The 15,452-nt window shown below is 51.9% G+C and carries 12 protein-coding genes and 2 pseudogenes; 10 read left to right on the top strand and 4 right to left on the bottom strand.

Going from position 1 to position 15,452, the window contains the following annotated elements; genetic code table 11:
- Positions 1-20: 20 nt before the first annotated feature.
- A complete protein-coding gene (locus ACXX81_RS12940; RefSeq protein WP_458571816.1) occupies positions 21-710 on the bottom strand; it encodes a flagellar hook assembly protein FlgD in 690 nt (229 codons plus the stop codon).
- A 519-nt stretch (positions 711-1,229) separates the two neighbouring features.
- Between ACXX81_RS12940 and ACXX81_RS12935 the strand changes: the two genes are divergently transcribed.
- Complete coding sequence (locus ACXX81_RS12935) at positions 1,230-1,688, top strand: hypothetical protein (RefSeq protein ID WP_458571815.1); 459 nt, start codon at positions 1,230-1,232, stop codon at positions 1,686-1,688.
- 187 nt (positions 1,689-1,875) lie between these two features.
- Here the strand turns inward: ACXX81_RS12935 and fliD are convergent, their stop codons facing one another.
- Entirely contained in the window at positions 1,876-3,273 is a 1,398-nt protein-coding gene (gene fliD / locus ACXX81_RS12930; RefSeq protein WP_458571814.1) for a flagellar filament capping protein FliD, read from the bottom strand.
- Positions 3,274-4,019: 746 nt separating this feature from the next.
- Here fliD and ACXX81_RS12925 point away from each other — a divergent pair.
- The 4 genes from ACXX81_RS12925 to ACXX81_RS12910 all read left to right on the top strand — a co-directional run bounded on the left by ACXX81_RS12925 (position 4,020) and on the right by ACXX81_RS12910 (position 8,390).
- Positions 4,020-4,478 carry a hypothetical protein gene (locus ACXX81_RS12925; protein WP_458571813.1) on the top strand — a complete coding sequence of 153 codons (459 nt, stop codon included), beginning with the start codon at positions 4,020-4,022 and terminating at the stop codon, positions 4,476-4,478.
- Positions 4,479-4,708: 230 nt separating this feature from the next.
- Positions 4,709-5,119, top strand: a complete 411-nt coding sequence (locus ACXX81_RS12920) for a DUF2946 family protein (protein ID WP_458571812.1) — start codon at positions 4,709-4,711, stop codon at positions 5,117-5,119.
- A gap of 108 nt (positions 5,120-5,227) precedes the next feature.
- Positions 5,228-7,480 (top strand): TonB-dependent receptor, encoded by a 2,253-nt coding sequence (locus ACXX81_RS12915; RefSeq protein WP_458571811.1) that lies wholly within the window; start codon positions 5,228-5,230, stop codon positions 7,478-7,480.
- A gap of 31 nt (positions 7,481-7,511) precedes the next feature.
- A complete protein-coding gene (locus ACXX81_RS12910) occupies positions 7,512-8,390 on the top strand; it encodes a DJ-1/PfpI family protein (protein WP_458571810.1) in 879 nt (292 codons plus the stop codon).
- A gap of 97 nt (positions 8,391-8,487) precedes the next feature.
- Here the strand turns inward: ACXX81_RS12910 and ACXX81_RS12905 are convergent, their stop codons facing one another.
- Complete coding sequence (locus ACXX81_RS12905; RefSeq protein WP_458571809.1) at positions 8,488-9,447, bottom strand: LysR family transcriptional regulator; 960 nt, start codon at positions 9,445-9,447, stop codon at positions 8,488-8,490.
- A gap of 103 nt (positions 9,448-9,550) precedes the next feature.
- On the opposite strand from ACXX81_RS12905, the gene ACXX81_RS12900 reads away from it, so the two are divergent.
- The 4 genes and pseudogenes from ACXX81_RS12900 to ACXX81_RS12885 all read left to right on the top strand — a co-directional run bounded on the left by ACXX81_RS12900 (position 9,551) and on the right by ACXX81_RS12885 (position 14,109).
- Positions 9,551-10,300 carry an SDR family oxidoreductase gene (locus tag ACXX81_RS12900; RefSeq protein ID WP_458571808.1) on the top strand — a complete coding sequence of 250 codons (750 nt, stop codon included), beginning with the start codon at positions 9,551-9,553 and terminating at the stop codon, positions 10,298-10,300.
- A gap of 14 nt (positions 10,301-10,314) precedes the next feature.
- A pseudogene (locus ACXX81_RS12895) lies at positions 10,315-11,412 on the top strand (oxidoreductase); the annotation flags it as partial.
- A gap of 171 nt (positions 11,413-11,583) precedes the next feature.
- Positions 11,584-12,297, top strand: coding sequence for an arginase family protein (locus tag ACXX81_RS12890; RefSeq protein WP_458572590.1), 714 nt, complete (start codon positions 11,584-11,586; stop codon positions 12,295-12,297).
- A 589-nt stretch (positions 12,298-12,886) separates the two neighbouring features.
- A protein-coding gene (locus tag ACXX81_RS12885; RefSeq protein ID WP_458571807.1) for an IS3 family transposase occupies positions 12,887-14,109 on the top strand; the annotation gives its coding sequence in 2 pieces (ribosomal slippage) (positions 12,887-13,238 and positions 13,238-14,109; 1,224 coding nt in all).
- Positions 14,110-14,275: 166 nt separating this feature from the next.
- Here ACXX81_RS12885 and ACXX81_RS12880 read toward each other — a convergent pair.
- Positions 14,276-14,622 (bottom strand): annotated as a pseudogene (locus tag ACXX81_RS12880) (dienelactone hydrolase); the annotation flags it as partial.
- 174 nt (positions 14,623-14,796) lie between these two features.
- Here ACXX81_RS12880 and ACXX81_RS12875 point away from each other — a divergent pair.
- The gene (locus ACXX81_RS12875) at positions 14,797-15,411 is read left to right on the top strand and encodes a TetR/AcrR family transcriptional regulator (RefSeq protein ID WP_322213281.1); all 615 of its coding nucleotides are present in this window, start codon (positions 14,797-14,799) and stop codon (positions 15,409-15,411) included.
- Positions 15,412-15,452: the final 41 nt, after the last annotated feature.

The raw sequence follows: 15,452 nt of genomic DNA, 5'->3' as shown, positions 1-15,452 counted from the left end.
AGCGCGATAGCCATGATCTTTTAGATCCCAATAGCATTGACCTTGGAAAAAGAAACGCTACCGCCTGCAAAGTTGATGGTTGGCTCGGAGTTATTGCCACCTAACGTTACACTAGTCACTTTAGTAAAAAATTGTGTAGGGTACTGTGTACTTTTACCATTTATCATGCCTTCTGCTTTAAATGTGTAATTTCCTGATGGGACATGCATGCCTTTAGCATCCTTTCCGTTCCAGTTAAAATTTGCGGTACCTTCCTTTTGAGAGCCCAAGTCAACAGTGTTGACCAGTTTCAACTTTGCATCGTAAACCTTAAGAGTTACAGGAGATGCTGTGCCAGAGACAATGATCGAACCTGTAATTCCCTTGGAAGTATCAACGGCCGTGGAGTGTGTATCTATTTTAATCGAGCGACCTATCAGTGATGACGCCTGCATGGCCTGAGAAGACTTATTGTTGGCAGCGATTTTCTCAACCGCCACTGTCAAGTTTTGTATGCCTTCAAGGCTACTGAATTGTGCCAATTGAGATACGAATTGTGCATTGTCCTGCGGATTTAATGGATTTTGATTTTTCATCTGCTTAACAAGCAGTTGTAGGAAAGCATCTTTTCCCAGTGCTTTGTTCGCACTAGGCGCTGTCGGTTTACGTTCCTGCAGCTTTTCCAGAAACAGAGAAGGGGTGTAATTGTCTGTTTTGAGTTGGCCTTTCATAAGTTCTCCTTGTGTTTTTATAAGGCGCTAGTGCTCCGTCGTCAGTGACGTTTCGCTCTAGTATTTCGAGGTTTGTAAGTTGTATGGCTACAAGGCAGCTAGTTAAATTAAGCGGCGATTATTTGCAGATCGCATAATTAAGCGAATTGGCTAAGAGTAAGTTTTACTATAATTTAAAATGATTGAGGCAGATGTGAAAGCTTGTGAATTTTTAAGGCCGAGCTGCTGAAGGTATCCAGGCTTAAACTACTTAAGTTAAGGAGATGTGTTGGCATGGGTTTGTTAAAATTTTTTCCAGATTATATTGTTAGTGAGTGGTTGGTGGTCGAAATACTCAATGTTCATTGCGGTTTTCACAAGCTTTCACAGCCGGGTTCAGAGCTGAGCAAGTAACATATTTTTTCCTCATAAGCCCTGACAGGGATGTGTCGAAGCTTTTGCGTTTGCGGCGGCAATAACGTTATAGATATTGAGATTTTTTAAGGTGAGAGGTGTAGAGCCTTTCCTGGGGTGTTTTTGATGCTGAAAATTGAGAATTTTGTATTTTCTATAGAATCCGAAATGCGAGACATTGTGATTGGCTTGAAAGTTGTAGTTGATGTTGTATCTGATTTGAGGGGACGCCTGGCTGATTTCAAGCTTCTTTTGGAAGACCATCAGTCTAACGTGCTGGGGGGAAGTGTTGGTTATTATAATCATGATTTCCTGTGCAGCTTGCACGAGATGCAAGATGTTTTGAAGCTTTTGAGTGGGTCGCTCATTAAGTTATTGGCGACTTACGGGAAAGATTTGTATAAGATGAGAGATAAAGTGATTTTTGTGAAGAAAGAACTATTGGGTACGCCTTCATCTAGCAAGATTTCGCAGGCAATTGATAATCTGGTAGAAAAAATAGATCAAATGTGTGATTCAATTGAGCGGAATTTAGAGTATATGTCAAACGCCCTGAAATCGCTGGAAAACAAATGGCTAGTTTGAACTTTAGGCACGCTAATTAAAATTTCCCGATCGATAATTTTTTTACTGAGAAGAGACTGGTGCTTGGGCGTCGGCGAGTCTGTAGAGGCCTGTCAAAAGGGGCGATAAAGCCCCTGTCAGACGCATTGAAAGTTAATGTTTTGCGCTTGATGCTGCGACTGGGACAGTTCGATTTTTTATAACGCGATCAGCGCTTATTGTTATTCAGTGCATTGAGTGTGCCGAGAATATTATCGCTCCGATTTCGCAATCGGGTCACCAAAGAATCCATGACGGAGTACTTGTTGGTCAGACTGACCTGCAACGCCGCGCTGCGCTTGTCCAAGGCTGCCTGTTGTTTGGTCAGATTTTTCAGGCTTTCAGATAGCGAAGCCGAACGGGTTGCGAGAATACCTGTACTGGTCTTCGCGTAAGAGTCTGTTGCTGTAGTCATACGCGCTAACAGACCGGTCTTGCCACTGAAAATACTATTAACATCGGCGGCATTGCTCAGAACGGCGTTACTCAATTTTTTGTCATCAATAGTCAGCAAGCCTGAGGTCTGATCCGTACTTATGCCAAATTGCGCCAGTGACTTCAGTGTGCCGGTGCCAGACAACGCATTGAACTCATGACGCAAGGTTGACTGCAGTGTGCGTATGTTTGGATCACCGGTCAATGTCGCAGCTATAGACTTGCCCGTGGCATCTTTGGTAACTGCAGTTTCAGTTCTCATTGTTTTGAGCAGTGCATTGTAAGTGTCGACAAAGCCTTTCACGCCTGACTTTAGAGCAGGGGTGCTCGTACTAACAGATATAGTGAGTGCCGTACGAATCGGGTTTTTTGCCGGATCATTGCTCGTGACACTGGGTGACAGCGCCAATAACTTTATACTGACGCCACTCACTGCATCGCTGATGTTATTGGTCTTGGATTCTGCCGAGATTCCATCAATCGTGTACTTGGCGTTTTGTGGCGAATTGACCACTGTATAGCCCGTATCAATCCCGGAGTTCCCGGACATTTTTATATCCGAACCCACCCCACCATTGGTTGAGGTAAGAATCAGTCGCGAACCGTTAGAGTCTGTCAGTATATTCGCGCTCAGACCTGCTGTGGAGAACTGCGAATTGATCGATTCGCGAACCTGTTGCAGCGTCGCTCCAGGAGGAACGCTCAAGTTATAGTTCTTGCCTGACTGACTCATGGTCAACGTGGTCGCTGAGTTTGTTTTGTTGACTATGGTATTCTGCCCGCCAGCATAGCGGGTGGTTGATAACTTGGAAGGCATTGCCAACTGATTGACAACCAGTGAAAACGAACCATTGGACGCACGTGTACCGAGTGTCACAGTAGCGACCGCCTCATTCGAAGATGATCCGGTCAAGCCACTGAAGCTGTTGTCGGTTCCCATGGAGACAAGTGCTCCACGAAACGCATCCAGCGCCGCCTGAATCTTGCCGATTGACGACAGCGTGGTGGTTGCTCTCTGGGATTCAGTGTTGATTTGAGCCTGCTTGGGTGCCTTATCGGCATTCACCAGAGAGTCCACGATCGATCGTGTATCAATACCCGAACCGATACCGCTAACCGTTGTGCTTGCCATCGTTGTCCTCTTTATCAGGCGTTGCCGTTAAACGTACTTCCATCCTGGCAATTGCCGAGTAAGCATTATTGATACTGCAATATCAGCCAGGACAGACAGCCGCTAAAGGAAAGAAAAACGCACGATGAAGTAGCTCCTTGCTTCGACAAAATGCGTGTTAGGGTGCTGGGGAACACGAGGACGATTCTACTTAGGCAGCATTGGATTTAGTGTGAAAGCTTGTGAAGGTTTGTAGCTGGTAATTTAGGATTTTTGCCTGAATTCCAGGTCACCCTGATCTTGATAAGGTGGTTTAGCGAGTATGTCGGATGGCGATGTAAAAGTTTGTGAAGGATTGTAAGTTTTTGTAGGCGCTCATCAGGATGGATAATAAGGAAGGCTCTTTTTTTGGGGGGGGGGGCGTATGCTACTCAAAACATAGGGCAGCACTGTGAAATTTTGTGAAATTTTAGTTTCGCCATTGAAGCGTCGAACTAATCAGACCGCTGAAGGAGTTCATGCCCTGAATGGGGAGTGAGGGGGGCACCATCTTTTGTCGAAATGGCATTCAATCCATGCCCGCAATACGTTAGGATGACCGCTAAAAGTGTAGTATCTCAGTAGGGAGAAAAGAACGCTGTGCTTTGAGGTATTTATTCTGGCCCTAACGATGTGTCAGGATTCTAACTGGCGCGCAAACTCAAAAATGAGTAGGCGAAAATTTTTCATGTAAATCACTAATGTTTCGATGGTGGAGCTGGGGTCGTATGAAAGTATTTTTATTTGCCGCACTAATCGCGTTAGCGAATAGCGTCTTGGCTGCCGACGCAGTCGTAGTCATCGCGGAACAGATTCGAGATGGCGAGCTTGTTGATAAATTTAGCATTCATATTTCAGACAGTGCAACGCGTCAGTACCGCGACGTGCAACTGATTAATTATAGGGTTTCTAAAGGTGGGCAAGTGCGGCTTCAGGGTTTGGAAGTGGGTACCGTTGGCTCCTTTGCTGTTGAGGTGCAGAAGGACGCGATTAAATTAAATATTGATTTAAAGTATGATAAGTTAATGACCATGGGTTCAATCAGGCAGGAAGAGTATGTATTGGATTATCCAAAAACAATGGGCTGCCATATAAGGAATACCCAAGTCGCTACGAGTGGTGAGGTGGTTTCATATCCCTGTGGAGATTCTTATTATAAGATAACGGCTGCACTGGCAACCGATTAGTGGTTGTTTTTTAATATAGGGGCAAGCGAGGGGTAGGTTCTTCTTTTAACTATTTCTGCTCATGCTGGTTGATTTGATAGCATGTACAGCCTTTGCGCTTTTATCAAGAGTTTTATTCCTGGCTTTATGCTGAGTGTTTTCGGACGCTTTCATCATCTAACCGGCCTTGCGTCGTTTTGACCGGGAGTAAACTTGTGTCAGGCCGGAGTAGAGATGCTAAATTACCCGCCATGAATTTCTTCCGCACCCACTGCTCGCCTATTGCCTGGCTACTGTATGCCGTTGTCCTGTTCAATGGTCTTGCGTGCAGTGTCGGTCACGGTCAGATGCTGGCCGCCTTTGCCGGCAATGCAGTGGCCTCGGTTTCCCATGTTGGCCATGGGATGTCAGATATGCATGGCGGGCATCACACGATGCACATGTCCATGGACGACTCTTCAAAAAAGATGGATACGTCGGGCAGCATGAAGGCGCAGTCGGGAGAGTGTTCATTTGCCGTAACACTGACGCTGGCAATGATTTTTTTCGTGGCACTGGGCTGGCTGATCCGGACCCGCAGTCCTCGTTTTGTGTTGCCCGACCTCTGGCCCGGCAAACTATCACGGCACACCCTCCCGGGACTCAATCCACAGGCCCCTTAGCGCCTTTCGTGGAAGTGTGAGTGTCGCTCGCACGAACAACCAATACTGAATTTATAGCCTTCCGGGATGTGATCCCGGCTGGTCGCTTTTACACGTTGGTGAGTCCCTATGTCTGCATCATTTCCAAGCCCGGAGCCGCGGCCGTCCAGGGCGTTTGTCGTTTTTCTGAAAAGTCGTATGCCCTGGGCAACGGCTACTTGCATGCTCTGTATAACGTCCAGTGCATACGCTGTTGAAGGGGGAGGGTATGTCTTACCTGATGGTCAGAAAGCCTCTGTTGAATTGTTACCTATCAATGTCGATGCGCAGAGTGATCGGTTACCCGCTCCTCGTGACGCGACAAGCTTGCCCGGCGAGGCGTCAGGGCAGCAGGTTGCGACAGGCAGTCAACTGGGTATCCTGGGCAATCGCGATACCCTGGATACGCCGTTCAATGTAACTGCGTACACCTCCAAATACATTGCTGACAGCCAGGCACGAAGCATCGCTGATGTTACCGCTGCCGATCCCTCGGTCAGGGTCATTTTCCCAAGAGCCAGTTATCGCGATGTTTACTCTATCCGGGGATTCAACCTGTTCTCTTACAACATGGGGCTTGACGGTCTTTATGGCATGGCCCCCAAGCAGCGTTACCCGGCAGAGTTCGCCGAACGTATTGAAGTCTTCAAGGGCCCGGATACCTTTATAAACGGCATCTCTTTGGGCGGTTCTGTCGGCGGAGCAATCAACATAGTGCCCAAGCGTGCTACCGACGAGCCTGTCACCACGCTGACAACCAGTTACGAATCGGGGAGCGACGTGGGCATGCATCTGGACGTGGGCAGGCGTTTTGGTGAAGGAAACCGTTTCGGTATTCGCTTCAATGGACTGGGACGTGGAGGGGAAACCGCCCTTGATGACCAGTCCGAAAAGCTAGGTGCGATGGCGTTGAGCCTGGACTATCAGGGTGACCGATTGCGTCTTTACGGCGACTTCGGCGTCCAGCGACAAACCATGGATTCGCCAGATTGGGTAGCAACCCTGGCTACCGGCGTTAAAAAACCGCCCATGGTGGATGCTGATAACAACCTTGGCCAGTCATGGACTCAGGTTAAAAGCAACGACTCCTACAGTGTCGTGCGCGGTGAATATGATCTGAATCCAGACTGGACGGCCTTTACGTCTTTTGGTTATAGCCAGACTGAGACGACGGGAATCTACGTTCAACCTACAGCACTTAAATCCAATGGCGACTACACCGGAACGATCCGCTCGTTTCCTTCAAATGGTGAACATATTTCCGGTCAAGCTGGGCTTCGCGGCCAATTCGTTACAGGCGCTGTCGATCATAACCTTACGTTGGCTACCGCTTACTGGAATCAGAACCTGAAGGCTGGAAATACGACGTTGGGTAGTTACGCCTCCAATGCCTATCACCCGGTCAGCATAATCAAACCGGATACATCTGCGCTGGCAAGCCTGGATGACATCCACCGCACCTCACAGGTGCGCTACACCAGCCTTGCGTTGGCAGACACCCTTGAGATGTTCGATGAACAGTTTCAACTGACGCTGGGTGGGCGCGAGCAGAACATCGAAAGCACCAACTACTCAGCCCAGACAGGCACGCAAACCTCGACCTATGATCGCTCAACGTTCTCACCTGCGGTTGGCGCTGTCATCAAGCTTCAAGAACACCTCAGTCTCTACGGCAACTATGTTGAGGCATTACAGCAAGGCCCATCTGCACCTTCTACCGCCCAGAACTCAGGCCAGACCTTTGCGCCCGTGGTGGCCAGGCAAGTAGAACTGGGTATCAAGGCTGACCTCGATGGCTGGTTTACCAGCTTCAGTGCCTTCCAGATTACTCAACCTGCCGGCACTACAGACCCCCGAAGCAATGTTTACGGGGTTGACGGTGAACAGCGCAACCGAGGTCTTGAGTGGAATGTGTCGGGTGAGCCGCTTGCAGGCTTCAGATTACTCGGTGGCGCAATGCTGCTCGATGCACGCCAGGTTAAAACCGCAGGCGGTATCTCTGACGGTAACCGGGCTATTGGCGTCGCGCCCTATCAGGCCAACCTCGGTGGGGAGTGGGATATCCCACTGATTCCTGAACTGACGCTGTCGGCGCGAGCGATCCGTACCGGTGAGCAATACATCGATTCTGCCAACACCCAGTCCATCGATGCCTGGACCCGCTATGACCTGGGGGCTCGCTACGTCCTCAAAGGCCTGATGGACAAGCCTGTGCTACTGCGTCTGGCAGTGGAGAACGTGTTGAACAAGGATTATTGGGCGTCTGCATCCGCCGGGCAGGTTGCAGGCGTGTCACGTGGCGCGCCACGGACGGTTCTGGTCTCAAGCACTTTTTCTTTCTAATCATTTCAGCCCTGGTAGAGGAATATCCAAGATGACTGATATAGACGCTAAATACCCGGGAAGGCGCGACTTTCTATCCCTCTCCCTGACACTGGCGGGGGGATTGCTGATCGGGGAAAAGGCTAGCGCCAAAGAAATGGACGCGGGTATGCCAATGCCACGTACGAAGGCTCCTGGGGCTGGACGCAAGATTGCAATGCTGGTTCATCCGCGTATGGCCCTACTGGACCTGGTTGGGCCGCAGACCATCCTTCGGATACTCGGGTGTGACATTTATCTTGTCGCGAAAACGATCGAGCCCGTTTCAACGGATGTGGGTATCAGCGTCACGCCGGATACCACCTTTGAGCACTGCCCTAAGGATTTGGATGTGTTGTTCGTGCCTGGCGGCCTGATGGGGTCTCTGGTTGCAATGGAAGATCATCAGACGCTCAGTTTCCTCGCAGATCGCGGTGCTTCGGCCAAATACGTGACCGGCGTCTGCACTGGAGGGCTGGTACTTGCAGCGGCAGGACTATTAAACGGTTATCGGGCGACAGCGCACTGGGGCGTTGCTGACCTGTTGCCACTCATGGGCGCTGTTCATGAAACGGGCCGTGTCGTGCACGACCGAAATCGTTTGACCGGGGGAGGTGTCACAGCGGGTCTGGATTTTGGCCTGACGCTGGCTGCACAACTCTGCGGAGAAGATGCTGCGAAACATGTGCAGCTCATTATTGAATATTCACCAGCGCCACCCTTTCGCTCAGGCACGCCTGAGGAAGTAGGTCCGAAGCGAATGATTGAAGAGCGTAAAGCCCGGATGTGGATGGACGCACAGGCGAGACAAGCCTCTGAGCGAGCGGCCGCGAGGCTCGGCTTACAGGCCAGCACTGTAGGCCAAGGCATAGGGGATCGATATCTGCAGTAAGTAAGGAAGATGGCAGTGGCGCTTGGATCAGTCACTCTTGGCTCTCGGACCTGCCAAGAGTGATTACATATTCTCGCCCTGACTGTTTGAATGGTTTTTAAAGTTCCTTTACGTATCCCAGATGCAAAGCTGAAAGCTGTTTTTCATCAAAGCGGAAACTGTCGGCCTGCTGTTTAATATATTGGGCCGCGTGCTCAATGAAGCGCTGGACGCGCCGAGGCATGTCAGGCTGATGGGCATGATAAAGAAAGATCGCGTATCGCTCGCTGATGCTACTGCAGAACAGAGGAACTAGTTCACCGCTGCGCAGATAGGGAGCGGCGATGATGCCATCGATCATGCCTATCCCCATGCCTGCCAAAGCGGCTTGCAATTCGGTACCTACGTCATTGGTACAGAACGAGACATGGACAGGCTCGTACTCGGCGATGCCATCGACGTTGAATTCCCAAGGAATGACCCGACCGGTATTCGGCCTACGACTGCCAATGCACTCATGGTTGACCAGATCCATGCGCGTGGCAGGAACGCCGTGTTGATCCAGATAGTCTGGAGAGGCACAGGCGATCAGTTGGAGTCGCATCAGTTCCCTCACCACGAGCTGCCCTTCGGGGGAGAAACCTGATCTGAAGCCCACATCAATGCCGGCGCTCACGATATCTGTGTATCGATCCTCCGCCACCAGATCGAATTCAACATCTGGATGTGCCTGCTGAAAGCTCTTGATGAGTGGCAGCATGAGGTTCTTACATAAGCTCAATGGTGCTGTCAGACGAATAAGCCCCTGGTCAGACTCAGTGGCTTGTCGGGTCTGTTCCCATGCCGATGCCAGCGCCGCAACCCCGCCTCGGGTTCGTTCGAGGAAGGTGCGCCCCTCTTCGGTCAGGCTTGAGCTGCGCCGCGAACGCCGGAACAGCGGCAATCCTAACTCTGCCTCCAACTGACGAACGGCCTTGCTGACGGCTTGAGGGGTTATACCCAGCACTGCGGCCGCTTTGTAAAAACTGCCCAGGTCGGCGGATTTGATGAAGATTTCGATAGCTCGAAGACGATCCATAGGCAACTCTTGGTTGTTTATAAATAAGCAGTTTACCCATTATTTGGTTGTTCATTGACGGGTAGGGTGTAACGCACCTTTTCCAACAACGGAGATTCTTCGTATGAGCCAATCAAATATCGCAGGCAAAGTTGTCATCATTACCGGAGCCAGCAGCGGTTTGGGCGAGGCTACAGCTCGCATCCTGGCTCGTGCGGGTGCACAGGTTGTTCTGGGTGCTCGCCGACTGGAACGCCTTGATCAAATAGTCGCAGAGATTGCTGCTGAAGGTGGCCAAGCCATCGCGGTGCAAACGGATGTGACGCGTCGAGAGGATCTGGAAGCGTTGGCAGCCGCCGGCGTCGAGAAGTTCGGCCGAATCGATGTGCTGGTTAATAACGCCGGCACCATGCCGCTGGCGCCGATCAACAAGCTCAGGGTTGATGAATGGGATCGCATGATCGACATCAACATCAAAGGCGTGCTCTATGGTATCGCGGCCGTACTGCCACGCTTCGAGGCTCAGAACAGCGGGCATATCATCAATATTTCGTCGGTAGCCGGCATCAAGGTCTTTGCACCCATCGGCAGTGTCTACAGCGCCACCAAGTTCGCTGTGCGGGCGATCGCTGAAGGCTTGCGCAGCGAGATTGGCCATAACATCCGCTCTACAATCATCTCTCCCGGCGCGGTTGAGTCTGAGCTCAAGCACCACACCTGCGATAGCGACACTGCGGAGGTGGTGAAAGGCTTCTATCAGGCCAACCAGATTTCCTCCGATTCAGTCGCCCGCGCCATCGCCTATGCCATCGAACAACCCCAGGACGTGGACATCAACGAAATCGTGATTCGTCCAACAGTCCAAGAATTTTGATGAGGACTGAGATCATGACTGCACAAGTAATACCTCGAGTTTTGGCAACCACTCAAATAGACGGTTTGAAGCTGAAGAACCATCTTGCTGTTGCCCCCATGACCCGCGTCACTGCCACTGAGCATGGCAAAATCACTGCGGCGATGCATGAGTACTACCTGCGCTTCGCACAGGGTGGTTTCGGTCTGGTTACTACCGAAGGGCTTTATACCGACAGGAATTACTCCCAGGGATACGCATTCCAGCCTGGCTTGGCTGACGACGAACAAGCGCACGCCTGGGTGGCCACCGTGCAGGCGGTTCAGGCCAGGGGTAGCCGTTTCTTCGCTCAGATAATGCACTCGGGCGCGCTCAGCCAGAGTAATCGTTTTCGCACCGAAACCGTCGCGCCTTCGGCGATCAAGCCAAAGGGTCAGCAACTGAGTTTCTACTACGGCAAGGGCGATTACGCCGAACCGAAAGAATTGAGCGAGCAGCAAATCGCTGAAATCGTCGAGGGCTTCGTCAGCTCAGCGATTCGCGCTGTACGCATATCGGGCTTCGACGGCGTCGAGATTCACGGTGCCAACGGCTATTTGCTCGATCAGTTCCTAAGCTACGAGACCAACAAACGCACTGATCGCTGGGGTGGAAATACCCAGGGGCGGGTCTCGCTGCTGGCGGAAATCGTAGAGAAGGTCAAAAAGGAAATCGGTCAGTTAGCTCGGGTCGGCATCCGGATCTCACAAGGCAAGGTGAACGATTTCACCAGTAAGTGGCCTGGCGGCGAAGCTGACGCGCAGATCATTTTCAGTGCTCTTGCGCAAGCAGGCGCAGACTTCATCCATGTGACTGAATACGACGCTTCAAAGCCAGCCTTCCCCGAAGGCCAGGATACCCTGGTGTCCCTCGCGCACCGTTACGCCCCTGGCGTTTCGATCATTGCCAATGGCGGCCTGGAAGATCTGGAGAGTGCCGGCAAGGTGCTGGATGCAGGCGCGAGCGTTTTAGCCATTGGCAAAGCAGCCCTGGCTAACCCAGACCTGCCAAACCGATTGGAAGCTCAGCTTGAAATGCGTCCGTTCAATGGTGATGTGCTCCAGCCGATTGCCAACGTTAAGGAAAGCGAGCTCACCATCGAGCTGGCCGGCCCACGTAAAACACTTCGCCTGAAGATTCCCCAGTGGCAAGGTGGTGACAATCCGCCAACCGGGTTCGGTGCAGAGCTACTAGCCTTCCTGGCGCCGGCCAGTACCAGCCCTCTGATCGAGATTCCCGTAAAGCCCTACACCGGGCAGAAGACGGTGATTCAGGATGGCGTAGCCCATCGTGAAGCGATCATGGAGCAGCTCCAGGCAACAACTGAAGTACTTAATGAGCATCGCCCAGACCGCATAGTGGTATTTGGAGGCGACTGCCTGGTCGACCAGGCCCCGTTCGCTTACCTCAACGAACGGTACGACGGCCAGCTCGCTATCCTCTGGATAGATGCACACCCGGATATCAAAAACCCGAAAGAGTATTGCAACGCCCACACGATGGTAATGGCCAACCTGCTCGGTGAAGGAGACGCAACGCTGGCAGCTCAAGTAAAGGTGCACATTGATCCGAAGAAGGTGATGTTTGCAGGGCTGCGGCAGGATGGTCTGACCCGCCAGGAAGCTGAATTCATCGAACGCCACAGTCTGAGTGTTGCAACACCAGAAGCGCTGATCTCGTCCAGTGAAAGCGTACTGGAGTGGATCCGTCTCAACGAAATCAAGCATCTGGCCATCCACTTTGACCTGGATGTTCTGAACCCGACTGAGTTTCGCTCGGTGTTCTTCGGTGAGCCCAACCCGGCGAGCGATCCTTATGAGGCTTTTCCAGCAGGGAAAATGAGCGCGGCCCAAGTGGTGCGATTGATCAACGATGTATCCAGGGCGACTGATGTAGTTGGTTTAGGTATCACCGAGCATCTGCCGTGGGATGCCATCACGCTTAAGGACATGCTGGCTGACATCCCGATTCTCTCTTAAATCATTTGTCCCGTATGAGCCTGCTGCACCTGCACGTGCTAATACGGGGTCGCCTCATGCCGGCCAGAATACTTACTAGTCGGAAGGAGGCGAGACAGGGGGTAAATGGGAGGATTTGTTTCTCCATGCTTTGATGTCCGCCTTTGGCCGGTTTCTGCCTGTCACCAAACGGCAGGAGTCGACCAAAAGCGGGCAGATACGCAGAACAGCAGCCCTTGAAGCTTGTAGGTGGGTTGAAAGTGGAGATTTTTGAAGATGATCAGGAGTGGTCAACGGCGCGGGTGTTTTCAGAGTGGACCTACGCTACTGATACCATCTGGTTGATAGCTGGCTAAGCGCAGAACAGCCTCCCTTGGAGTTCGGTTTTTTTGCTGTTGAAACGATCCAATAATGAGTCCAGAATTGAGTCTTTTCCTGCTCCGGCAAGAAAAGAAACCCTTTAGATTTCAAAGGGTCGGACGCCAGGTGCGAGTCTCGTTTCCCGCTCCAAGATTCAGAAAAAAGCCACTCAGATGAGTGGCTTTTTTTTGCCTGAGTGTCCCGTCCTGAATAAGGTTTACACCTTCTGACCTTTCTTCAGGAGGACTCAATGGATACGGGAAAAAGGCGCAGCCAACGCGATTACACGCTAGCTTTTAAATTGTCGGTCGTAGACCAAGTCGAAAAAGGCGAGTTGAGTTATAAAGAGGCTCAACGGCGCTTTGGCATTCAGGGCCGGTCCACGGTACTGGTTTGGCTACGCAAGCATGGCCGACAGGACTGGAGCCAAGGCGCCTCAATCCGAGCGCCGCGGAGCAGGCCGATGACCGACCCCCACCTCCCGCTGACACCCGAGCAGCGGATTAAAGAGCTTGAAGAACAGTTGGCGCTGAGCAATCAAAGGGCCCAGTTCTTTGAAGCTGTCGTGAACGTCTTGAAAAATGATTACGGTGTGTCCATCGTAAAAAAGCGACCCGGCAAGTCCTCTCGCAAGGGCAAATCCAAGACCTGAGCATTACCAGGGCTTGCCTGTTCATGGGAATTTCGCGCCAAGCGTATTACAAACGTAACCGAGCCGTTGATGCGAGAGCTCACCAAGACCAGCAAGTAGTGGACTTTGTTCTGGAAAAGCGGCGTCGCCAGCCGAGGTTAGGCACGCGCAAGCTGCATTATCTGATGAGCACTGAGGCTGAAGCGCAGGTAATTGTTGGTCGAGACCGTCTTTTTTCCATCTTGCGCGAAGCGCGAGAGCTGGTTCCTCGAAAGCGTGCTTATCATAAAACTACGCATAGCCATCATCGGTTCCGCCGCCATCCCAACCTGCTCAAAGCAGGCCCGGAACAAGTTGTCGCTGGCAGGCCCGAGCAGGTTTGGGTTGCAGATATTACCTATCTGCCCACGCGGGAAAGTGTTGTTTACGTCAGCCTGATAACAGACGCGTACTCACGCAAGATCGTGGGTCATCATGTGCATGACAGCCTGCATACGGAGTCGGTGGTCAAAGCATTGCAGAAAGCTGTTAGCCAGAGGAAATCCATGCAGTCGCTGATCCATCACTCGGATCGCGGGGCCCAATACTGCTCCGACCTGTACCAGCAAATGCACGCCAAGCATGGGATCAAGTGCTCAATGACGGACGGCTACGATTGCTATCAGAACGCGATGGCAGAGCGGGTAAACGGGATTTTGAAAACTGAGTTTTTGCTGCACCGGCCCAAAGATTTGGCGGATGCCGTAAAAATGGTGGATGAGTCGGTGCTGATCTACAACGGGGAGCGGCCGCACTTATCCCTGAAATACAAAACGCCCGATGCGGTGCATCAGGCGTTTTGAGACTGAAACAGGTGTAAACCTATTTCAGGACTAGACAGAGAAATGTCTGTACTCAGGTTGACATGCTACTTTCGGCTAAAAGCGGACGCTGGATAGCGTAGGCAGCATGTCTCCGAGATCGCAGTCTCCATCCGTGGTAATCAGTAGCGATTGCCCTGCGTATCGGTTAATGCTGAAACCACTTTGCCAGAAAACGGCTGATCTGCTGAATCACTGCCCGCGGCCGAGCCCCTCACCATCCCGGCAAATCATGCCATCCCCGGGCGAGCTCTCTTCAATCAACGCCATACCGCCCGGCCTGCAGATTGACCTAAAGCTGAAGTGCGTGGCGTCGCCAATCTCCACGTACTGCGTGGTTGTTTCAGGCATGCGCTTGACCCTGTCGGCGGACTCCAATTCGGGCGACATGTCCTCCGTTGGCACCCCCCCCCCCCCCCCCGCAATCACCAGAGCCAGCACCGGCAGGGCGGCCAAGCTGGCGCTGGTGACGCCGCGCGCCAGGCCCAGGTCCAAAAGTGTGTTCTGGCATCGGTTCTTCCTTGGTTACCCATTGAGGCTTCAGCGTGTGGTTCGTCAGGGCCAGGGTCAATAGCTGGCTGTGGACACGCAACAATTGATCAAGCTGGTGACTATATTTAAAAGTCGTCACTATTTGTCAACGAGTACTCACAGCGCTAAGCTGGAAACATGACTAATCAAATCAAGACGCCGCCATCGCGCGGCCCATCCGATCACAGCATTCGCGATCAGGTTGTCGAAGCGGCAACCCAGCATTTCGGGCACTACGGGTACGAGAAAACCACGGTCTCCGACCTTGCCAAAGCTATCGGTTTTTCAAAGGCTTACATCTATAAATTTTTCGACTCAAAGCAGGCCATCGGGGAGGTCATCTGCTCGAATCGGCTGGCCATGATCATGGATATCGTAAGCTCGGCAATCAGTGCAGCACCCACCGCCTCCGAGAAGCTGCGCCGGTTGTTTCGTTCGATTGTCGAGGCGGGCAGTGACTTGTTTTTTCACGATCGCAAGCTGTATGACATTGCGGCGGTGGCAGGCCGTGATCAGTGGCCCTCCGCAGTTGCGCATGACGAGCGAATCAGCCTGTTGATCAAGCAGATTCTGCTTGAGGGCAGAGAGTCTGGTGAATTTGAGCGCAAAACTCCGCTGGATGAAGCCGTTCAAGCGATTCACCTGGTTATGCGTCCCTACATTAATCCGGTGCAATTGCAGTACAACCTGGACAGTGTGTCGACGGCGCCCGCCCACCTATCGGCCTTGATACTGAGAAGTCTCGCTCCCTGATTGTGACCATTGACTAATTTGGTCACTATGCGGAGAATCGG

This window comes from Pseudomonas sp. GNP013, from assembly GCF_054343995.1.
Note: the sequence above shows the minus strand (reverse complement) of the source record. Positions and strands in the feature narration are given on the sequence as shown.